Genomic DNA, 19656 nt, shown 5'->3' on the forward strand with positions numbered 1-19656 from the left:
ACGCACAAGACCCCGCTTAGCGGGGTCTTGTCTTTCAGCAGTTAACGATGCCAGCGCTATCAAATAAAAACGATTTAATAAACGCTACTCAATAATACTAACGTCGTCCGCTTGAAGACCACGGTCATTCTTAATCACGTGATAGCGAACAATTTGTCCCTCAGCAAGCATACGCGGGCCACGACCACGAATAGCGCGAAAGTGAACAAACACATCCTCACCATTATCTCGGGTAATAAAGCCGTAACCCTTATTGGTATTGAACCACTTTACTTCACCTTCTTCGCGACCATCGTTGGGGTCGATGATATCTTCCTCTTCATCATCTTCCACCTCAGGTACCGCTTGAGGCTGACGCGGCGCAGATTTAGTCCTAGAAACATCAGCTTTCACTACCATAGGCGGCGCCAGAGCTGCAGCGGCTAACGTGCCTATAAATAACGCAATAAAACAACCCAAAGCAGCGGCAATATACACACCACTAACCCCGCTGATGGCAAGTTCAGCCAGCCACTGCTCAGCAAGCGGTGCATTCGTTAAATGAACAATCCCCGCCAAAAGAAGTGGCGTGGGGGCGGCAAGTAAAACACTGATGAAAAAACAGCGAAAAACAACTTTTGGATTCATAGATGATAAAAGCTCTCTTGTTGTATGGGTAACAGACGAAGGACAATACTCGGCCCACTAGGCCCATTCCTAACAGTACCAAGCATACTACACAAGGTGACGATGTTATCATGACAAACGAATTATCGCCTGCTGAGCTAACTCAACTTCTTGAATCTTTAGAGAGTCGACTGGCTTACCAGGAACACTGGTTAGATACGCTTGATCAGGCGGTTGCCCAGCAGGAACGCCGGCTAGAAAAGCTGGAACAGCTGAGCTCACTGATGCGTGAGCGCTTGCGTGAGCAATATCAAGCACTCCAAGCGGGTGACTCACAGGGTGATACCCGCCCAGAGGATGAAGCCCCCCCTCACTACTAGCAATACCGCACCAGTATTAACACTAACAATAACTACTACTATTTGACGTACCGGCTATCACGCTACTGCGCTCGCTGGGTCGATACTATTAAGCCCGAAAGCCTCGGCAACGGCCTGATAAGTTACTTGGCCATTATGGACATTTAACCCTGGCAGAAAGTGCGGGTCGTCTTTCAGTGCTTGTTGCCAACCTTTATCAGCGAGCGCTAGCACAAACGGCAGCGTGGCATTAGTTAGCCCCAGGGTAGATGTGCGCGCTACCGCTCCAGGCATATTGGCCACGCAGTAATGAACAATACCGTCCACACTATAGGTCGGCTCGGCGTGCGTGGTGGCTTTGCTGGTTTCAAAACAGCCGCCCTGATCAATGGCGACGTCAACCAGCACACTGCCAGGCTTCATATCGGCCAACATGGCACGGGTAATCAGCTTAGGCGCAGCGGCACCAGGAATGAGCACAGCACCAATAATCATATCGGACTCTTTAGCTGCCTGATCAAGGGCGTCCGCCGTAGAGTAGACCGTTTTGATACGTCCCTGATAACGATCATCAAGCACTTCTAAGCGAGCAATCGATTTATCCAGAATGGTCACCTCGGCCCCTAACCCTAGCGCCATACGGGCGGCGTTTTCACCGACCACACCACCACCAATCACGGTAACCTTACCCGGTGCAACGCCCGGCACCCCTGGCAATAACACGCCGGAACCGCCCTGCGCTTTTTCCAGGCTATGCGCGCCTGCCTGAACGGCCATGCGACCAGCCACCGTGCTCATCGGTGCAAGCAACGGCAACCCACCTTTTGCATCGATAATGGTTTCATAGGCAATACAGGTCGCACCGCTGGCCATCAAGCCTTGGGTCAGCTTCTCCTCAGCGGCCAAATGCAAGTAGGTGAACAACGTCTGATTAGCTGTTAGACGTGCTACTTCTTCGGCTTGAGGTTCTTTTACTTTGAGAATCAGCTCGGCGCTTTGCCACAGCGCGTCTACATTAGCTTCTACCTTAGCACCAGCGGCCTCGTAGTCGCTGTCGCTAAACCCTGCACCCTCTCCCGCGGCTGCCTGGACACTTACCGAGTGACCACGCCCCACTAATTCCCGTGCGCCTGTCGGGGTAAGCGCCACTCGATACTCGTGGTTTTTGATCTCTTTTGGTACGGCGATTTTCATTAGCGTTTTCCTTCTCTATTGATTGTTGGTGCTGAATCTTACGTGTCAGTTTTCAACACCCAGCCGTATGTGCCAGGCCATACATAAGTGCTACTCAGCAAAGTACAGCACAGCTGGCACTAACCACCACCCCGAGCAAGAAAAACAAAAAAAACGCCGACTAAGGCGTTTTTTTGAAGAAAAATCTAACGTTTAACAAAAATCAGCGAAAAAATCGACGGCACGTTATCATCCATTGTTCAACCATCACCGCATCACCGTAAACACGCTTGGTTTAATCGCGAAAGACGCGAACGCCCAGTGCTTTCAAATACGAGGTTTCCGGAATCGCCGGATGAACCGGGTGATCGGGCCCTTGATGGCCCTGAAAAATCACCTGACCGTGACGGTCTTGGTGGCGAACGGCGCCACGCACCACATCCACCAAACGTTCAGGCGCGAGGTGCATGGAGCACGAAGCCGACAACAGCAAGCCATCACGACCCAGCAGGCGCATCGCTTCGCGATTCAGCCGTGCGTAAGCACGCTCACCATTAGGGATGTCCTTGCGCTTTTTGATAAACGCAGGCGGATCAAGAATGACAACATCAAACTGTTCGCCATCGGCTTTCAGTGCCGCTAACGCTTCAAAGGCATCGCCTTCTGCTATCGCCACTTGCTCTTGCACACCATTTAGCTCAGCGTTACGAGCCACTTGATCCAACGCCGAAGCAGACGCATCAACACATAGCACTTCTGAGGCACCGCTGGCGGCTGCCTGAACACCCCAACCGCCCACGTAACTAAACACATCCAGCACGCGCTTGCCCGCCACTTGGCTGTTCAGCCATGCGCGATTGACGCGGTGGTCGTAGAACCACCCTGTTTTTTGGCCGTTCAACACAGGCACCGCAAAGGTGACGCCATTCTCTTCCAGCAGAACTTCATCAGGCAGTGTGCCCTTTACCACTTCAACGTGAGCTTCTAGACCTTCCTGACGGCGACCGCCCGTATCATTGCGGAACACAATGGCATGAGGTTTAACGACTTTTTCCAGCGCATCGACTATGTCTTCCGCCAGCGCTTGCATACCCGCGGTATTCAGCTGAACCACCACCACATCACCGAAACGGTCAATCACTAAGCCTGGCAACAGATCACCTTCACCGTGAATCAAACGGTAAAAGGGCTTATCGAACAGTCGTTCACGCAGGGCCAACGCCTGGTTAAAACGGTGGACGAATAGCGAGCGATCTAGGCGCATCTCTGGGTCGCGAGACATCACTCGACCACAGATCAGCGAATGTGGATTAATGTAAGCGACGCCAAGGGTTTTGCCATTGGAAGCCTCGACCAAAGCAGACTCACCTGCAGCAAAGTTTTTAAGCGGCGTCTCTTTGATATCTACCTCATTGGAGTAGATCCACAGATGGCCCGCTTTCAGGCGGCGATCAGCATTTTTATTCAGGCGCAGGCGTTGAGTCACAACAATCTCCAAAAGAGCAATCTCCAAAAGAGCAATCTTACAAAGCACATAGACCCTGCAAGCATAGGCAAAACAATTAATATCAAATAGCGGCCGCTAGCGCTGGCAACCTGGGCAAAACACGCTGGCCCGCTGCCCCAGGGTAATACGACGCAGCTCAACGCCACAGCGCAGGCAAGGCTGCCCATGGCGCCCATACACATTCAGTTGTTGGGCAAAGTAACCAGGCTCGCCCTGTCCACTGACAAAATCTCGCAGCGTGGTACCGCCCTGGGTAATCGCTGCCGCCAACACCTCTTTAACCGCGGCGGCTAGCTGCTGGTAACGCGCCAATGAAACTTTTCCAGCAGCGCGTCGAGGGTCGATACCCGCCATAAAGAGCGCTTCGGCTGCATAAATATTGCCCGCACCGACCACCACGCGGTTATCCATTAAAAAAGGCTTTACCGCAACGCGTTTATTACGCGATGCGTTATACAGCCAGCGGCCATTAAACGCGCCATCCAGCGGCTCAGGACCAAGGTGCGCAAGGCGCGAATCTAAACCGCCATCGCCTTGCTGCCAGTCCACAAAACCAAAGCGCCGCGGGTCGTGGTAGCGCAGCACATGACCACTGGCCATCACCACATCGACATGGTCGTGCTTTTTAGGCAAGTCACCGACCTTGGCAATGCGTAGACTGCCCGACATGCCCAAGTGCCATAACAACGTGGCCTCACCTTCCGGTGTTGCCACAGGGATTTGTAGATACTTTGCGCGGCGTCTTAGTACCCCAACCCGAGAACCTACCAGCCGTTCGGCGAGATCGTCGGGCACCGGCACGCGCAAACGGGGCTGACGCACCAACACTTCGGTGACTTCCTGCCCTTCTAAATAAGGGGCAATGCCACGCCGCGTCGTTTCAACTTCAGGCAATTCGGGCATAATGAAAGCCTATGATGACAGCACCATGACAAACACTCTGCCGCTTGTGCGGTTCTGAGGTTATGCCGTGCTGAGGATGGAGACACGCACAGCCCGTTATACTAAACCAGCCATACCGAATCCGTCATACCGCTAAATACCGAAATGCAAAAACCCGGCTTAGGGCCGGGTTTTTCAACAGGCACTCGCCTGCGGTGAAAGCCGATCATTGTAATCGCAATTACTTGATCTTAGCTTCCTTGTAGATAACGTGCTTACGGACGACCGGGTCGTATTTCTTGAATTCGAACTTATCCGGTGTATTCCGCTTATTCTTATCAGTGGTGTAAAAGTGGCCAGTACCGGCACTAGACACCAGCTTGATTTTATCGCGCATGGTTTAACTCTCCCAAAAATACTTGCTTAGATGGCGTCGCCGCGCTTGCGGATATCAGCCAGAACCGTTTCGATACCTTTCTTGTCAATAATGCGCATCCCTTTAGAGGAAACGCGCAGCTTGACGAAGCGGTTTTCTGATTCAACCCAAAAACGATGGGCGTGCAGGTTCGGCAAGAAACGACGACGTGTCTTACGCTGGGAGTGTGAAACGTTATTACCAGTTACCGGACGCTTGCCGGTAACCTGACATACTTTGGACATGAGAGCCTCCAACCGCTTGGCGAGTTGTTCAAAACTGTCGGGCAAACCGGAGCAGGGAGGGAGTCGACGCGATTAACCGCCAAGCTTTACCCAAATCCGTTATTCAACCCAAGTTTAAAGGTGGCACTTTATACCAGAGCACCCGGCTACCAGCAAGCAAAAACGCACCAAAATGCCGAAAAAGGCACTTTTTAGACAATTTACTTAGGCAAACGACGATAACTTGACGTCACACCGTTTTCATTAAATGCTATAGCCAACCGCGCTCGGCAAACGAAACCACGTCACCGTCCCCCACCACGAAATGATCAAGCACTCGCACATCGAAGAGTGCAAGAGCATCTTTTAGACGTTCGGTAATACGTCGATCAGCATCGCTTGGCTCAGCAACACCCGAGGGGTGGTTGTGTGCCAGGATGACAGCACCAGCGTGTAATTCAAGCGCACGCTTGGCTACTTCGCGGGGATAAACGGATGCGTTGTCTAGGGTACCGCGAAAAAGGGATTCATAGCGAATAATTCGATGCTGTGTATCCAAAAAAAGCACGGCAAACTCTTCATGCCCCAAATGACGAAGCTGGGAGCTTAGGTAATGCCGTACAAGAGCTGGTGATGTAAGCGCATTGCCACGGGCAAGCTGGCTCGCCATGTGACGCCTGGAAAGCTCAAGGGTCGCCTGAAGCTGAGCAAATTTCGCACTACCAAGCCCCCGTGCAGCGCAAAACTGGTCCTGGTCTGCTTCTAATAACTGCCTCAGACCACCAAAACTGACTAGTAGGTCCCGAGCCAAATCCACGGCAGAGCGCCCTTGAACGCCTACCCGCAGAAAAATGGCAAGCAGCTCAGCGTCAGAAAGCGCCTGCACGCCCATGTTTAATAACTTCTCTCGCGGCCGCTCACCTTCTGGCCAGTGGTTAATCCCCATCGCCGCCTCCCTGCCCCACTGCTGATAGCTTCGTCCGAATTTGCTATTACGCCCTTTAATGGGCTTTACCAACTGCTGCCCGAGCATGCCAAAATAACCCATCAAATGGTATGGTACTCACCTTTAACAAATGCTACATGGGACTGCCCATCATGGCCTTATTATCGCCATCTCCGTTAACGTCGCTTGCTGGCAAGCGCTTACTGCTTGGCGTTAGTGCTGGTATCGCAGCTTATAAAAGCGCATTGATTGTTCGGTTACTCAAGCAGGCCGGCTGCGAGGTTCGCGTGGTCATGACCGAGGGTGCTCAAGCGTTTATCACGCCGTTAACGCTTCAGGCACTGTCTGGGGAGCCCGTACGCACCTCACTGCTTGACCCTGAAGCTGAAGCGGGCATGGGGCATATTGAGCTAGCCCGCTGGGCAGATGCCATCCTGATTGCCCCGGCGACTGCCGACCTAATTGCACGATTGGTGCATGGCATGGCTGACGATCTGTTAACGACGCTGTGCCTAGCCTGTGAAGCCCCCAAGCTAATCGCTCCGGCAATGAACCAAGCCATGTGGCGACATTCCGCAACCCAGCGCAACGTCACTCAATTAGCCAGCGATGGCTGGGAGTTAATCGGCCCTGCGGCAGGTGACCAAGCTTGCGGCGACGTAGGCCCGGGGCGAATGAGCGAGCCAGACGCTATTGTTGATCTTTTAGCGCAGCATTTTGCTCTTGATGCGAATACGCCAGTACTAACGCCAGTACTAACGCCAGTACTAACGCCAGTACTAACGCCAGTACTAGCGTCTGCGCCACACGTGGTTATTACTGCAGGCCCCACCCGCGAGGCGCTAGATCCCGTGCGTTACCTATCCAATCACAGCTCGGGGAAGATGGGCTACGCACTCGCTGCTGAAGCCGCGGCTCAAGGAGCACGGGTAACACTGATAAGCGGCCCAGTTACACTACCCACCCCTACTGGTGTTGAGCGAATTGATGTAGAAACCGCCGCACAAATGCATCACCAAGCGTTAACACTAGCGCCTCACGCAGCCCTGTTTATTGGTTGTGCCGCGGTGGCCGACTATCGCGCCGCCAGTACTGCTGAGCACAAAATCAAAAAAACCGACGATAGCGATACACTAACGCTCACGTTGGTCAAAAACCCCGATATCATTGCCGATGTTGCCGCGCTACCTGCCAACCGACGCCCTTTCGTGGTGGGATTCGCTGCCGAGACCCAGGATGTCGCACGCTATGCGGAAGGCAAACTAACTCGCAAAGGGCTAGATATGATCGTTGCCAACGATGTTTCCCAGCAGGGTCTCGGTTTTGGCAGCGATAACAATGCCGCCTTGCTACTTTGGCGTTCTGCGGCGGGAACCGACCAACTGGAAGCTCCTCCTCAGCCTAAAACGCAGCTAGCCGCCCTAATTATTTGTCACGCTCTATCGCTTTTACCCACTCAACTATCTTCTCAATTACCCTCTCAACCCCCAGGAGCATCATCATGAGCGGTTCTCGCCCACGCCTGCAGTGCAAAGTATTGGATGACCGCTTGCACGACTACCTTCCCTCTTATGCGACAGCAGGCTCGGCGGGCATGGATTTGCGAGCACTGCTAGATGAACCGCTGACACTTGCTCCCGGCGACTGCCAGCTAGTGCGAACAGGCCTCGCCATTTATATAGAAAACCCCGGTTTAGCAGGTATGATTCTGCCGCGCTCGGGGCTTGGCCATAAGCACGGCATTGTGCTGGGCAATCTCGTTGGATTGATCGACTCTGATTATCAGGGCGAACTGATGGTATCCGTATGGAACCGCGGGCAAAGCAGCTTTACGTTATCGCCCTTTGAGCGTCTAGCTCAGTATGTCGTTGTCCCCGTCGTACAAGCGGAACTTGCGATTGTCGATGCCTTTGAGGACTCCACTCGCGGCAGCGGAGGTTTTGGCAGCACCGGTAGCCAATAAACTAAGTGCTGTTTTACCGTTAATTTAGGAGCGACAATGAACGTACCTGCATCGATATTTCGTGCTTACGATATTCGCGGCATTGTGGACGATACGCTGAGCGAAACCACCACCGAACTCATTGGCCGTGCCGTTGGCTCTGAAGCCGCTGCCCGAGGGGAGCAAACGGTAATTGTTGCGCGTGATGGCCGACTTTCCGGACCACGCCTGCAAGCAGCGCTGATTCGTGGCTTAATAGCCTCAGGGCGAGACGTCATTGATATCGGCATGGTTCCCACACCCGTGCTCTACTTCGCCACTCACACGCTGCCTGAAAGCTGCTCTGGCGTCATGCTAACGGGCAGCCATAATCCTCCTGACTATAACGGCTTCAAAATTGTCTTAGCCGGTGAAACGCTCTCCGGCGATGCCATTACCGCCCTCTATGAGCGCATTCAATCGAATGACGTAACCAGCGGCGACGGTAGCGTTCGCCAGCACGACCTCCGCACGGCGTATCTTGAAAGAATCATTAATGACATCCATGTTGAGCGCCCGCTGCACGCGGTCGTGGATTGTGGTAATGGCGTCGCCGGAGAGCTTGGCCCGCAGCTTATTGAGCGCCTAGGGGTAGAAACCACGCCACTATTTGCCGACATTGACGGCCACTTCCCGAATCACCACCCCGACCCAGGCAAACCCGAAAATCTGCGTGATTTAATAAACAGCGTTAAGAACACAGGTGCCGATATAGGCTTAGCCTTTGACGGCGACGGCGACCGCTTAGGCGTTGTCACGCCAAGTGGACGCATGATCTACCCTGACCATCTGCTGATGGTATTCGCGGCTGATATGCTGTCACGCAACCCCGGTGCCAAGGTGATTTTCGACATCAAGTGCACTGGCAATCTGGCACGGGTCATTAGCGATGCTGGCGGCGAACCTGAAATGTGGCGTACCGGACATTCGCTAATCAAAGCGCGCATGCGGGAAACTGGCGCTGAACTGGGCGGCGAAATGAGTGGGCACATTTTCTTTAAAGAGCGCTGGTACGGGTTTGACGACGGCTTGTATGCTGCAGCTCGCTTGCTTGAAATACTCGCCCGCCACCCTGGTAGTGCCGATGACTTATTTGACCAATTTCCACAAGACATCAGCACGCCTGAAATTAATATCGCGGTCGCCGATGAAGAAAAATTTGCGCTGATTAAGAAGCTTGCCAGGGAGGGCGACTTCGGCGAAGGTATCAAAACTACGATTGATGGCATACGCGTGGATTATCCCGATGGCTGGGGACTTTGCCGAGCCTCCAACACCACACCTGCGCTCGTACTTCGCTTTGAGGGTAGCGATGCTGCAGCACTTAGCCGAATAAAAAAGCGTTTTGCCGACGCGCTAGCAAACATTGCACCTGCAATGACGATCCCTGAACCTCAATAACGTAAACCAGCTCAACAGGGCAAACAAAACAGGGCAAACACAACACTGATCGCGCCAACAGAACCCGCGACATCATAAAAGCACTAAACAACACGCCGCACGGAAAAGCCAATGCTCGCGCTGTCATAACGGTCGCGAAAAAGAAGCGTCGGAAAAATCTAAAGGGAAAACGTCATGAGTTCAACTAGCCGCGACCCCCAGGTCGTTGTGGAGGTATTGTCAGAAGCCCTCCCCTACATTCAGCAGTTTTCGGGCAAAACGGTCGTCGTTAAATATGGCGGCAACGCCATGACCGAAGACACCTTAATCGACTCATTCGCGCGCAACATCGTGCTGATGAAAGAGGTCGGCATTAACCCGGTGGTGGTCCATGGGGGCGGACCACAAATTGGCAGCTTGCTTGAAAAACTCAATATCGAATCGCGCTTTGTGAACGGCATGCGTGTGACCGACTCCCAGACCATGGACGTCGTAGAAATGGTTCTGGGGGGCTTGGTTAATAAAAGCATTGTTAACTTGATCAACCAAAGCGGCGGCAAAGCCATTGGCTTAACCGGCAAGGATGGCGCACAAATTCGTGCCCGCCAGTTGAAAGTAGAGCACCAAAGCCCTGAGATGACCGCACCGGAAATTATCGATATTGGGCACGTAGGTGAAGTGGAGTCTATTTCCACCGACCTCATTGAGATGCTTGCCGCCAAAGACTTTATCCCAGTAATTGCCCCCATTGGCGTTGATGGTGAAGGACACAGCTACAACATCAACGCCGACTTAGTAGCAGGCAAGCTTGCCGAAGCCCTAAACGCTGAAAAACTGATGCTGCTGACCAATGTCGCAGGTCTGATGAACAGTGAAGGAGAGGTGTTAACCGGGCTAAGCACCGCGCAAGTAGACGCCTTAATCGCCGATGGCACGATTTATGGTGGCATGCTGCCGAAAATACGCTGCGCGCTAGACGCGGTAAAAGGCGGCGTTAACAGCGCCCACATCATCGATGGCCGCGTCCCCCATGCGGTACTGCTGGAAATCTTTACCAATGCTGGGGTAGGCACCCTGATTACTGACGCAGGTTAACCGCGACGGAGAGTTAACGTCATGAGTGACGAGCAAAAACCTCGCCGCCGCGAGCTCATCCTGCAAGCCTTAGCCGTTATGCTTGAAGAGGATAGCGGCAAGCGAATTACAACCGCTGCGCTTGCCCGCCAGGTTGGCGTCTCTGAAGCAGCGCTTTATCGCCATTTCCCCAGCAAAGCGCGCATGTTTGAGGGTCTGATCGACTTTATTGAAGAAAGCATCTTTGCGCGCATCACTCGCATTCTAGAAGACATTCCCGATGCGGCGTCTCGATGCGGCACTATCCTGGCTCTGCTTCTCGGCTTTGCTGAGAAAAACCCCGGGCTTGCCAGGGTATTAGGAGGCGATGTGCTGACGGGCGAAACGGCTCGACTTCGCCAGCGGGTGCATCAACTTTTCGAGCGCCTTGAGACCCAGCTAAAACAAGTGCTGCGGGAAGCTGAACTACGTGAAGGACTTCGTACGAGCATATCAGCCTCAGCAGCGGCCAACCTGTTGATCGCCCAGGCCGAAGGACGCATCTCTCAGTACGTTCGCAGCGACTTCAAGCGCTTACCAACAGAATACTGGGAAGATCAGTGGGCACTTTTATCTAGCCAGCTGTTAAGAGAAGTTGTTCAACCAGCTTAACAAGCGCTGACAGCAATCAACCGCCCAATAAAAACGCCCCGAAGGCCATGTGCTTTCGGGGCGTTTATCTAAGGCGCTTGCTATCTAAAGTGCCTGCTATCCAAGGTGCTTACTAGAGCACAAACGTGATCTTGATGGACGACATTGATTAAGCAGCGATAGCTTCACCCATTTTCTGGCGCAGTTTTTTCATTGCATTCTTTTCGAGCTGGCGAATGCGTTCAGCGCTGACGCCATAAACATCGGCCAGGTCGTGCAACGTTGCTTTGTTATCGGTAAGCCAACGACGCTGTAAGATATCCCGCGAGCGCTCATCCAACCCTTTTAAGGCCAGCTGCAAACGGCGCGTTGAATCCTCTTCAAAATTGCTATCTTCTAATAGCGTTGCCGGATCGGCTGAAGCGTCATCTAAAAAATACGCCGGTGCTTGATAGGTGCTCTCTTCGTCATCACTCGGAGAGGCATCAAAGCCTGCATCGTAAGCCGATAAACGCCCTTCCATATCGCGCACTATCTCTGGCTTGACGTTGAGGTCTTCCGCAATCGCGTTGACTTCATCGTTATTTAGCCAGGCCAAACGCTTTTTGGCGCTACGCAGGTTAAAAAACAACTTACGCTGCGCTTTCGTGGTGGCAATTTTGACAATGCGCCAGTTGCGCAGCACAAATTCGTGAATTTCTGCTTTGATCCAATGCACAGCAAATGAAACCAAGCGAACGCCCTGATTAGGGTCGAAGCGCTTAACAGCTTTCATCAGACCGACGTTACCTTCTTGGATCAGGTCGGCTTGAGGCAAACCGTAACCTGAGTAACTGCGAGCAATATGCACAACAAAACGCAGGTGCGAAAGCACCAAACGACGTGCTGCTTCCAAATCACCTTCATCGTGGAGGCGGAATGCGAGCTCGCGCTCTTCATCAACGCTTAGTACGGGTATGCCGTTAACCGCTCGAATGTAGCCGCCCAGATCATGACCTGGAGAAAGCTGTCCCACCGGTAGAAGACTAGTGCTCATGTGCAGGTGGTCTCCCTTAAAACCTATCGTAATTGATGTTCTGTTAACCTTAAGACCTTAGCCTAAGCGTAAGGTTCACATAGCCAATGCATTCACTGCATAAGACATAAAACGGGGTGGAAATTCCTGTCACCGCCCGCATAACAAACATAATCAACGTGGACGTATACTGGAGAGATGGCGTGTGACGGCCAACCAAGCTCCCAGCCAGCCAAGCAGTGTACTGCAAGATAGCAGAATTGTAGAGCCTGTCACGTCCAAATGCGGCAATACAAAGCTTGCCCCGTAACTTCCGGCCAATGCCGCAACGGGCATCGACAACCAATGGTTGCCAAGCCCCAACAAACCTAACGCCAACAGCCCACCCCCCACACCGTACCAAGCCCCACTGTATAAAAAGGGCCGCCGAACAAATGCATGGGTCGCGCCAATAAGCATCACCACTTCGATTTCGCGCCGTCGGCTCTCAACCGCAAGACGAATGGTGTTGCCCACCACCAGAAGAACACCACAACCAAACAGCACCCCAAGCGCAAGAGCCACCCGTCGCCCAAGGTCAGCTAAATGACGCAAACGCGCTACCCACGCCAAATCTACGCGCACTTCATCTACCCCAGAGAACGCTTCCAACCGCTGCGCCAACTGCGCCATCGCTGCTGGCTCAACGTTCTGCGGGTAAATCACAATGCTGGCTGGCAAAGGGTTATCTTCAAGACCTGCCAGGGTGTCCTCAATCCCAAGCGACTGCTGAAACTCGGCCATCCCTTGCTCTGCGCTAATGAGGCGCGTCGTTTCAACGCCCACATCGGCCATGACCGCTTCTTCAATGCGGGCGGATTGCGCCGCATCTACCGTGGTTTCCAGATAAACAGTGAGGGTAGCACTTTCATCCAGCTCTGCATCGAGCAACTTGGCACTATCTAAGGTTAACCAAAGCGCCGCCGGCAAGACTAACGCAATGGCGATGGCCAACATGGTCAGTAAATTGCCCACGGGATGACGTACCAAGCGATAAAGGCTGTCCAGCGCCATTGCACGATGATGACGCCCCCAGGCCCGCACACGGCTGCTAAACCGTGTTTGCTGTGAACGTGCGCCACGCCGCTCGGTAGGTGGCTTACTAGAGGTTCTGGCGGGCTTAGCCACTTGTCGCTTGCCTTTTGGCGCTGCGCCTGTAGGGCGGGGTGTCACAGCACGTTTCATGCGGCCCCCTCATCTGCCACCAGACGCCCATCCTGCAAACGCAAAATGCGGTGACGTAATCGCGCAATCAGCGCTAAGTCGTGGCTGGCAATCATCACGGTGGTGCCGATACGATTGAAATCTTCAAATAGCGCCATAATGTCGGCAGAAAGCTGTGGGTCTAGGTTACCGGTAGGTTCATCGGCCAGTAGCAGGGCTGGCTTGTTAACCACCGCGCGAGCAATTCCAACACGCTGCTGCTCACCACCGGAAAGTTCGACTGGTAACGCTTTTTCGCGGTGTAAAAGGCCGACTTTATCCAGCGCCGCACGAACGCGTCGTGCGGCTTCGCGTGGTTCAACCCCTTGAATTTCTAACGGCAGAGACACATTGCTGAACACGCTACGGTCAAACAACAGTTGATGATCTTGAAACACCACACCAATTTGCCGACGGTAAAACGGCACTTGGCTAGCGTGAAGCTCGGCAATATCATGCCCAGCCACGACCACCCGACCACGGCTGGGCTTTTCGAGGCGCATAATCAGTCGCAGCAATGAGCTTTTACCCGCCCCAGAATGCCCGGTCAGGAACACCATTTCGCCTCTTGCAACGCGAAAATTGAGATGTGCCAGCGCTTCAAAGCGCCCTCCATAGCGCTTACCCACATGTTCAAAAGCGATCATGCGCGGCCATCATCCCCCTGCCGATCAAACAGCGCGTTAACAAAGTCGTCCGCCTCAAAGGGGCGAAGATCATCCAGCCCCTCGCCCACGCCAATATAGCGAATCGGTGTTTTCAACTGCTTTGCCAAGGCGAAAATAATCCCGCCTTTGGCGGTGCCATCCAGCTTAGTCAGCGTAATACCACTGATTGGCACGGCGTCGTTAAATGTGCTGGCTTGGGAAATGGCGTTCTGCCCTGTCCCTGCATCCAGCACCAACATCACCTCATGGGGAGCGGTACTATCCAACTTCTGCATAACACGATGGACTTTTTTCAGCTCTTCCATCAGATGGCTCTTGTTGTGCAGCCGTCCTGCCGTGTCGGCAATCAGCACATCCACGCCACGTGATTTGGCCGCCGCCACCGCGTCGTAAATTACTGAAGCGCTATCAGCGCCAGTGTGCTGCGCAATCACCGGCACGCGGTTGCGCTCGCCCCACACTTTAAGCTGCTCAACCGCCGCAGCTCGGAAGGTGTCGCCAGCGGCAAGCATGACGCTTTTACCTTCACGCTGAAACCGCTGGGTCAACTTGCCGATAGTCGTCGTTTTGCCTACGCCGTTCACGCCCACCACGAGGATAACGAAAGGCCCATCGCTCTCTTTTTCGAAATTTAGTGGCGTCGCTACCGGCGCCAGCATCGAGGCCAGTTCTTCCTGTAAACCACGATAAAGCGCTTCAGGGTTATTTAGCTCTTTACGCGACACTCGCGCTTCAAGGCGCTCAATAATCTCACTCGTGGCTTCAATGCCGACATCCGCCATGAGCAACTGGGTCTCAAGGTCTTCCAGCAGTTCGTCATCGATCTGTTTTTTACCTAAAAACAGATCTGCAATGCCATCGGTTAGATTGGCGCGAGTTTTGCCCAGGCCTGACTTGATACGCGCGAACCAGCCTTTCTTTTCACCTGCTGCTGCCACGGGCTTCTCTTGGAGAGCAGGTTTGGGCGCAGGGATTGTTGTCGGTTCTGGTTCTGGTTCTGGTTCTGGTTCTGGTTCTGGTTCTGGTTCTGGTTCTGGTTTTGGTTTTGGTTTTGGTTTTGGTTCTGGTTCTGGTTCTGGTTCTGGTTCTGGTTCTGGTTCTGGTTCACTTGCCAGTACTTTCTCGGTGGTTTCTTCGACAGATTCCGTATGCTCAAAGGGCGCATTTTCATTCGCTGGCGTTTCTTGCGCAACGGTTTCCTCATCGGGCAAGGTTTGCTCTGCCTCATGCTCAAGCGCTGGCTCTTTAGTAACCTCTACGTCGCCATGCTCTTCCTGCGACAGCGCCTGCTGATCTTGCTGCTCCTGTTGGGAGTCGTGCTTTTTCTTACGTTTGAAAAAACCGAACATAGGTGTCATCCGACTAAATAGGTGAACATTGCGATTATCCTACCACCGCAGACCAAGACTTTGGATAAGTAGCCCGCTACAATCCGTGTTATGAAACGACAACGCTCTTCTCGCCCCTCTACCTCTCGCCCCTCTACCCCTCGCTCATCGACGGCGCGGCACGGGTCTGCCAAACCACCGGGGAAACTTCGCATCATCGGCGGCGACTTTCGTCGCCGCCAACTACCTGTGCTCGACCATCCTGGGCTACGCCCAACCCCAGATCGCGTGCGCGAAACGCTGTTTAACTGGCTAGGCCAACACCTATTTGGCAAACAGGTACTTGATCTCTTTTCGGGCACTGGAGCGCTTGGGTTTGAGGCACTCTCCCGAGGCGCCAGTCACGTTACGTTTGTCGAGCGCGATGCTCGGGTAGCCGCGCTGATTAGTGAAAATATTATCACCCTTGGCGCCAGTAATGGCCGGGTAGTCTCCGCCGATGCCCTCACTTTTCTCAGCCACCCCTGCCAACCTGCGGATGTCGTCTTTCTTGACCCGCCGTTTTATCAAGGGTTGGCCGCTTCCTGCTGCTCAGCACTAGAAACCCGCTGCTGGCTTGCCGACGATGCCATGATTTACCTGGAAACAGAAAAGTCTCTCTCTCCGGAAGTGCCCAGTAACTGGCAGCTTTATCGGGAAACCCAGGCAGGCGAAAGCACGGCTCGCCTCTATCTTCGTAAACCCGTGTAAACTGCGCTTGCCGCAATCTTGCAGCGGCGTTACGCTCGCCCAACTGAATTACGATTTTATCCCCGTTATGACAGGTAATGTGCCTGTCGACATTACTGGAGGTAGGCATGAGCCTTGAGTTATTTAACCAGCTGGAACAGAAAGTCACCGACACCGTAGAGGCGTTGGAATTGATGAAACTTGAAAACGAAGAGCTGCGTGGCGAAAACGCTCTGTTAAAGCAGGAACGTGAGGAATGGGAGCGCCGATTACAGGGCGTGCTCAGCAAATTCGAAGAGATTGAAAGCGACAGCGTGTCTTAAAGCAAACGCGACATCAGCAGCGCATCTTCCCGCCCGGCCGCGCCCCGTGCAGCCGGGTAGTAATCTCGCCGCCGACCATCTTCGTTAAACCCATAGTGCTGGTAAAGCCTTATCGCACGCTGATTATTTGCGCGTACCTCGAGCAGTAAACGCTCGCTTTGCCACTGTCTAGCCCAAGCCACTACTTCGCCAAGCAACTTCCCGCCAACGCCTTGTCCTTGCTTATGTGGAAGCACCCCAATCGCTTGAAGCTCTGACTCAAATGGCAAACGAACTACGATGGCATAACCAAGTAATCTATTGCCATCAAAAATATCGCCAATCGGCGCATCTTGTTGCCGGTAACCAATTACCCGTGAATTAACATCAGTTAACGCATCGCGAAGATGCTGCGCGCTTATGCCACTGTTAGCTTGCGCTTCTAACGCCTGTAACTCAGCGCTGTTAGCGGTACTTAACGAATCTATCACTACGAATTTTTCACTGGGCAGTGGCCTCAGCGCGCCACTGTTGGCCAAGCAACACCAGCGCAGGCCAGAGGTTACGTTTGGCATCCGCATGCTTGGCAAGTATTTTCAAAGCAGGGCCTTGCCATACGGGCAACGACAGGGTTTGGCTCTGCTGTTGGCTAACCGCTAAGACCCGTACCAGGGGGGAGTCGTTGGGTAGTTCATCAGCGCCCCACCACAGCAGACGCTCCAACTGCCATTCCTGTCTGCCTGCAGCGCCAGCAATGAAAGCAGCCACTCCTTCCTGTGCTTCTTCAAGCGGTTCTTCAGGCATGAACGTATTCGCCATTGGTGGCCATTTAAAGTAGGTCGCCTCAGGCATCTCGCCGCGCAATATGCCCGCTGCTTGCAACATGTTAGCCAGCAACTGCTGTTCGACAAGCGTTAGCTCACCCTCATGAAGGCTTAACCAGCGCCCTCCCAGACAAACGCAGGTAAAGCTGAACGTTAGCGATTCAGCGTCGCTAACAGGCAGTACCTCAGCCGCAGAATTTTCCAGTGTAGAAGCAATGGGAGCATCCAAGGGCTTGCTGTCAGCGGCAGGTATTTGGCCGAGCAGCGCACGCACGGCCGAAGGGGCTGAAGAGACCTCCGTACCGGCATCAGAAATGCTATTAGCCGTGCTATTAACAATGCTATTAACATCGGGCGGCAGGCTACGCGTACGCGGTGCAGGCGCGTCGTCCAGCAGCGCTTGAAGGCGCTCTCGCGGCGGGGTGGCCGCAGGCGCATCTTCCCATTCACATACTTCAGTGGGCCGCGCGTTAGGCAGTTGATATTTAGATGCCCAGGCAGTTATGCCCATTGCATCTAAATACTGCCTGCGAATAACCTCTGGCGTCACTGACCGCTGCCTCGGCAATTAGGCGAATTTGGACGTACACCTTCGCGCGCCTGCCACTCTTTTGGAGTGTACAAATGCAGCGCTAATGCATGTACGGGGCCAGAAAGTTCATCGGCGAGCAGCGCATAAATCTGCTGGTGACGCTTTACCGGCATCATGCCATCAAAGTTATCGCTAACCAGTGTTACCTTAAAGTGTGTCTCAGCGTTAGCCGGCACGTTATGCATGTGGCTTTCATTTTCTACATGCAGCACGTCGGGCGTTAACGCCGCTAACTTCTGCTCAATCTGTGTCTGCATCGCCATGTGTGCTCTCTCCTTCAATCAGCAACCTGTTTATTGTACGCCCTTACTTGTTAACAGACGATGCCCGCCGCTCAACGAGCGCGCGCTGGGCAAGCGCAACCCTAGAAAGGCTTGCCACCAACGCGAGTAACGTAGTGCCCGCCCCCAGCCATAGCGTTACTTGCACGGGCGAACCCAGCGCTAATGCCGCCCCCACCAACGCCACCCCAAACGATTGCCCAACGGTGCGGGTGGTACTCATCACGCCGGACACGTTGGCGCTTCGCTCGGGCGGAAGGCTCCCCATCATTTCACGATTATTAGGTGGCTGGAACAGCCCAAACCCGACACCACATAAAGCGGTGCGCCATAGACTACCTGCCACGCCGGTGGATTCATCTACTAACGCTAGCGCCACTAGCCCTACAATCAACAGCATCAGGCCCGCGCTTGAGAGTAGGCTAGGATTAATCCGGTCAGCTAAACGACCTGCCAGGGGGCCAATAACCATAATCGCTAACGGCCATGGAGTGAACAACCACGCTGTTTCCAGCGGCGAGAATCCCATTTGTTCCTGGTAAAAAAACGAGAGCGCGACAAACGATAGCCCCTGACCGATAAAGGCCAATCCTGAGGCCGAAACAGCCAGCGTAAAGCGTTTTTCAGCAAATATGCTCAGTGGCAGCAACGGATAAGGCGCGTAGCGCTGGCGTTGAATGAACAGTATACAGGCGAGTATCGCTATCACCGCCCAGCCCCCGCTTTGCCACAGCGGTGCGGCATGGCCGACGGCATCCATCGCGAGAAAGAAGCTGGCCAGCATCAGCATGGAAAAAAACGCACCCACTACATCGAAGCTACCCTGGCGTGGTTTGTCTCGTGGCAGCGCGCGACTGGCAAGCCACAATGAGCACACTCCAAGCGGTACATTGAGTGCGAACAACCAAGGCCAGTCAGCAAACGAGAGGATGATACCGCTCAGCGTTGGTCCTGCCGCGTAGCCACCGGCCACCACTAATGCGCTAAGTCCTAATGCGCTCCCCAATAAGCGTGACGGAAAAATTGCCCGATACAGCGACGGGCCGATGGAAAGCGTGGCTGCCGCCCCCAAACCTTGTAAGGCGCGAAAAACCAGCAGCATTTCTAAATTTCGCGATAGCGCGGCCCCCAGCGCTGCGACGACGAAGATAGACAAGCCGAATAAATAAAGCCTTCTTCGGGTCACTAGCTCACTAATACCTGCAAATACAAGCAGAAAAGCCGCGCAAACCACTTGGAATACGTTGGTGATCCATACCGCTCTAGAAGCGGAAACATTCAGATCTGCGGCTATCGTTGGGAGGGCCAAATTAATCATGGTGGTGTCAACCACCGCCATGAGCGTACCGGTGACGAGTGCCAAGACAGCTAACGCACGCGCTGGCCCTGGCAAGCCGTCGTCGCCTGCGCGAGTTTCAAACAGTCGCATGGTGGTCAGTTCCTAAACGTCACCACTAAAAACAATAAAACCGGCCTGAGCCGGTTCCACAATTCGCTT

Annotated in this window: 23 protein-coding genes; 8 read left to right on the top strand and 15 right to left on the bottom strand. The window is 53.7% G+C overall.

Going from position 1 to position 19656, the window contains the following annotated elements:
• Positions 1-84: 84 nt before the first annotated feature.
• Positions 85-627: a cold-shock protein gene (locus ELY33_RS18230; protein ID WP_038481105.1), complete on the bottom strand. Its 543-nt coding sequence runs from the start codon at positions 625-627 to the stop codon at positions 85-87.
• Between the two features lie 110 nt (positions 628-737).
• Between ELY33_RS18230 and ELY33_RS07670 the strand changes: the two genes are divergently transcribed.
• Positions 738-986, top strand: a complete 249-nt coding sequence (locus ELY33_RS07670; protein ID WP_126946333.1) for a SlyX family protein — start codon at positions 738-740, stop codon at positions 984-986.
• Positions 987-1043: 57 nt separating this feature from the next.
• On the opposite strand, the gene ald is transcribed toward ELY33_RS07670, so the two are convergent.
• The 6 genes from ald to radC all read right to left on the bottom strand — a co-directional run bounded on the left by ald (position 1044) and on the right by radC (position 6112).
• Entirely contained in the window at positions 1044-2159 is a 1116-nt protein-coding gene (gene ald, locus ELY33_RS07675) for an alanine dehydrogenase (protein ID WP_126946336.1), read from the bottom strand.
• Positions 2160-2433: 274 nt separating this feature from the next.
• Positions 2434-3624 (bottom strand): class I SAM-dependent rRNA methyltransferase, encoded by a 1191-nt coding sequence (locus ELY33_RS07680; RefSeq protein ID WP_126946339.1) that lies wholly within the window; start codon positions 3622-3624, stop codon positions 2434-2436.
• Between the two features lie 96 nt (positions 3625-3720).
• A complete protein-coding gene (mutM, locus tag ELY33_RS07685) occupies positions 3721-4548 on the bottom strand; it encodes a bifunctional DNA-formamidopyrimidine glycosylase/DNA-(apurinic or apyrimidinic site) lyase (RefSeq protein WP_126946342.1) in 828 nt (275 codons plus the stop codon).
• 220 nt (positions 4549-4768) lie between these two features.
• Positions 4769-4924, bottom strand: a complete 156-nt coding sequence (gene rpmG / locus ELY33_RS07690) for a 50S ribosomal protein L33 (protein ID WP_009098622.1) — start codon at positions 4922-4924, stop codon at positions 4769-4771.
• A 26-nt stretch (positions 4925-4950) separates the two neighbouring features.
• The gene (rpmB, locus tag ELY33_RS07695; RefSeq protein WP_126946345.1) at positions 4951-5187 is read right to left on the bottom strand and encodes a 50S ribosomal protein L28; all 237 of its coding nucleotides are present in this window, start codon (positions 5185-5187) and stop codon (positions 4951-4953) included.
• Between the two features lie 250 nt (positions 5188-5437).
• A complete protein-coding gene (gene radC, locus ELY33_RS07700; RefSeq protein WP_126946487.1) occupies positions 5438-6112 on the bottom strand; it encodes a RadC family protein in 675 nt (224 codons plus the stop codon).
• 152 nt (positions 6113-6264) lie between these two features.
• Here radC and coaBC point away from each other — a divergent pair, with 152 nt between their 5' ends.
• From coaBC to slmA, 5 genes are all read left to right on the top strand, one after another.
• Complete coding sequence (gene coaBC, locus ELY33_RS07705) at positions 6265-7617, top strand: bifunctional phosphopantothenoylcysteine decarboxylase/phosphopantothenate--cysteine ligase CoaBC (protein WP_126946348.1); 1353 nt, start codon at positions 6265-6267, stop codon at positions 7615-7617.
• Complete coding sequence (gene dut, locus ELY33_RS07710; RefSeq protein WP_126946350.1) at positions 7614-8075, top strand: dUTP diphosphatase; 462 nt, start codon at positions 7614-7616, stop codon at positions 8073-8075. The genes coaBC and dut overlap by 4 nt, the downstream gene beginning before the upstream one ends.
• 36 nt (positions 8076-8111) lie before the next feature.
• Complete coding sequence (locus ELY33_RS07715) at positions 8112-9494, top strand: phosphomannomutase/phosphoglucomutase (RefSeq protein WP_126946352.1); 1383 nt, start codon at positions 8112-8114, stop codon at positions 9492-9494.
• 174 nt (positions 9495-9668) lie between these two features.
• On the top strand, positions 9669-10568 hold the full coding sequence (gene argB / locus ELY33_RS07720; protein WP_126946354.1) for an acetylglutamate kinase: 900 nt from the start codon (positions 9669-9671) through the stop codon (positions 10566-10568).
• A gap of 21 nt (positions 10569-10589) precedes the next feature.
• Complete coding sequence (slmA, locus tag ELY33_RS07725) at positions 10590-11198, top strand: nucleoid occlusion factor SlmA (protein ID WP_126946356.1); 609 nt, start codon at positions 10590-10592, stop codon at positions 11196-11198.
• A 148-nt stretch (positions 11199-11346) separates the two neighbouring features.
• On the opposite strand, the gene rpoH is transcribed toward slmA, so the two are convergent.
• The 4 genes from rpoH to ftsY form a co-directional block, all read right to left on the bottom strand.
• Positions 11347-12213: an RNA polymerase sigma factor RpoH gene (gene rpoH / locus ELY33_RS07730; protein ID WP_126946359.1), complete on the bottom strand. Its 867-nt coding sequence runs from the start codon at positions 12211-12213 to the stop codon at positions 11347-11349.
• A gap of 153 nt (positions 12214-12366) precedes the next feature.
• Complete coding sequence (gene ftsX, locus ELY33_RS07735) at positions 12367-13416, bottom strand: permease-like cell division protein FtsX (RefSeq protein WP_126946361.1); 1050 nt, start codon at positions 13414-13416, stop codon at positions 12367-12369.
• Complete coding sequence (gene ftsE, locus ELY33_RS07740; protein WP_126946363.1) at positions 13413-14081, bottom strand: cell division ATP-binding protein FtsE; 669 nt, start codon at positions 14079-14081, stop codon at positions 13413-13415. Before ftsE ends, ftsX begins: the two co-directional genes overlap by 4 nt.
• On the bottom strand, positions 14078-15451 hold the full coding sequence (gene ftsY / locus ELY33_RS07745; RefSeq protein ID WP_126946365.1) for a signal recognition particle-docking protein FtsY: 1374 nt from the start codon (positions 15449-15451) through the stop codon (positions 14078-14080). The genes ftsE and ftsY overlap by 4 nt, the downstream gene beginning before the upstream one ends.
• Before the next feature lie 90 nt (positions 15452-15541).
• On the opposite strand from ftsY, the gene rsmD reads away from it, so the two are divergent.
• Positions 15542-16180: a 16S rRNA (guanine(966)-N(2))-methyltransferase RsmD gene (rsmD, locus tag ELY33_RS07750; RefSeq protein WP_126946367.1), complete on the top strand. Its 639-nt coding sequence runs from the start codon at positions 15542-15544 to the stop codon at positions 16178-16180.
• Positions 16181-16287: 107 nt separating this feature from the next.
• Positions 16288-16482, top strand: coding sequence for a cell division protein ZapB (gene zapB / locus ELY33_RS07755; protein ID WP_126946369.1), 195 nt, complete (start codon positions 16288-16290; stop codon positions 16480-16482).
• Here the strand turns inward: zapB and ELY33_RS07760 are convergent.
• From ELY33_RS07760 to ELY33_RS07775, 4 genes are read right to left on the bottom strand one after another with little or no spacing between them, the layout of a single operon-like run.
• Positions 16479-16952, bottom strand: coding sequence for a GNAT family N-acetyltransferase (locus ELY33_RS07760; protein WP_126946372.1), 474 nt, complete (start codon positions 16950-16952; stop codon positions 16479-16481). The two genes, zapB and ELY33_RS07760, sit on opposite strands and share 4 nt — an antisense overlap.
• A 10-nt stretch (positions 16953-16962) precedes the next feature.
• Complete coding sequence (locus tag ELY33_RS07765; protein WP_126946376.1) at positions 16963-17835, bottom strand: hypothetical protein; 873 nt, start codon at positions 17833-17835, stop codon at positions 16963-16965.
• The gene (locus ELY33_RS07770; RefSeq protein ID WP_126946378.1) at positions 17832-18140 is read right to left on the bottom strand and encodes a BolA family protein; all 309 of its coding nucleotides are present in this window, start codon (positions 18138-18140) and stop codon (positions 17832-17834) included. Before ELY33_RS07770 ends, ELY33_RS07765 begins: the two co-directional genes overlap by 4 nt.
• A gap of 43 nt (positions 18141-18183) precedes the next feature.
• On the bottom strand, positions 18184-19587 hold the full coding sequence (locus ELY33_RS07775; RefSeq protein WP_126946380.1) for an MFS transporter: 1404 nt from the start codon (positions 19585-19587) through the stop codon (positions 18184-18186).
• Positions 19588-19656: the final 69 nt, after the last annotated feature.

This window comes from Vreelandella andesensis, from assembly GCF_003989795.1.
Taxonomy (GTDB): Bacteria; Pseudomonadota; Gammaproteobacteria; order Pseudomonadales; family Halomonadaceae; genus Vreelandella; species Vreelandella andesensis.

Excerpts from the sequence above, each read along its gene's own strand:
- ELY33_RS18230 (WP_038481105.1), bottom strand. The coding sequence starts at position 627 with ATGAATCCAAAAGTTGTTTTTCGCTGTTTTTTCATCAGTGTTTTACTT.
- ELY33_RS07670 (WP_126946333.1), top strand. The coding sequence starts at position 738 with ATGACAAACGAATTATCGCCTGCTGAGCTAACTCAACTTCTTGAATCT.
- ald (WP_126946336.1), bottom strand. The coding sequence starts at position 2,159 with ATGAAAATCGCCGTACCAAAAGAGATCAAAAACCACGAGTATCGAGTG.
- mutM (WP_126946342.1), bottom strand. The coding sequence starts at position 4,548 with ATGCCCGAATTGCCTGAAGTTGAAACGACGCGGCGTGGCATTGCCCCT.
- rpmG (WP_009098622.1), bottom strand. The coding sequence starts at position 4,924 with ATGCGCGATAAAATCAAGCTGGTGTCTAGTGCCGGTACTGGCCACTTT.
- rpmB (WP_126946345.1), bottom strand. The coding sequence starts at position 5,187 with ATGTCCAAAGTATGTCAGGTTACCGGCAAGCGTCCGGTAACTGGTAAT.
- radC (WP_126946487.1), bottom strand. The coding sequence starts at position 6,112 with ATGGGGATTAACCACTGGCCAGAAGGTGAGCGGCCGCGAGAGAAGTTA.
- coaBC (WP_126946348.1), top strand. The coding sequence starts at position 6,265 with ATGGCCTTATTATCGCCATCTCCGTTAACGTCGCTTGCTGGCAAGCGC.
- dut (WP_126946350.1), top strand. The coding sequence starts at position 7,614 with ATGAGCGGTTCTCGCCCACGCCTGCAGTGCAAAGTATTGGATGACCGC.
- ELY33_RS07715 (WP_126946352.1), top strand. The coding sequence starts at position 8,112 with ATGAACGTACCTGCATCGATATTTCGTGCTTACGATATTCGCGGCATT.
- argB (WP_126946354.1), top strand. The coding sequence starts at position 9,669 with ATGAGTTCAACTAGCCGCGACCCCCAGGTCGTTGTGGAGGTATTGTCA.
- slmA (WP_126946356.1), top strand. The coding sequence starts at position 10,590 with ATGAGTGACGAGCAAAAACCTCGCCGCCGCGAGCTCATCCTGCAAGCC.
- rpoH (WP_126946359.1), bottom strand. The coding sequence starts at position 12,213 with ATGAGCACTAGTCTTCTACCGGTGGGACAGCTTTCTCCAGGTCATGAT.
- ftsX (WP_126946361.1), bottom strand. The coding sequence starts at position 13,416 with ATGAAACGTGCTGTGACACCCCGCCCTACAGGCGCAGCGCCAAAAGGC.
- ftsE (WP_126946363.1), bottom strand. The coding sequence starts at position 14,081 with ATGATCGCTTTTGAACATGTGGGTAAGCGCTATGGAGGGCGCTTTGAA.
- ftsY (WP_126946365.1), bottom strand. The coding sequence starts at position 15,451 with ATGTTCGGTTTTTTCAAACGTAAGAAAAAGCACGACTCCCAACAGGAG.
- rsmD (WP_126946367.1), top strand. The coding sequence starts at position 15,542 with ATGAAACGACAACGCTCTTCTCGCCCCTCTACCTCTCGCCCCTCTACC.
- zapB (WP_126946369.1), top strand. The coding sequence starts at position 16,288 with ATGAGCCTTGAGTTATTTAACCAGCTGGAACAGAAAGTCACCGACACC.
- ELY33_RS07770 (WP_126946378.1), bottom strand. The coding sequence starts at position 18,140 with ATGGCGATGCAGACACAGATTGAGCAGAAGTTAGCGGCGTTAACGCCC.
- ELY33_RS07775 (WP_126946380.1), bottom strand. The coding sequence starts at position 19,587 with ATGCGACTGTTTGAAACTCGCGCAGGCGACGACGGCTTGCCAGGGCCA.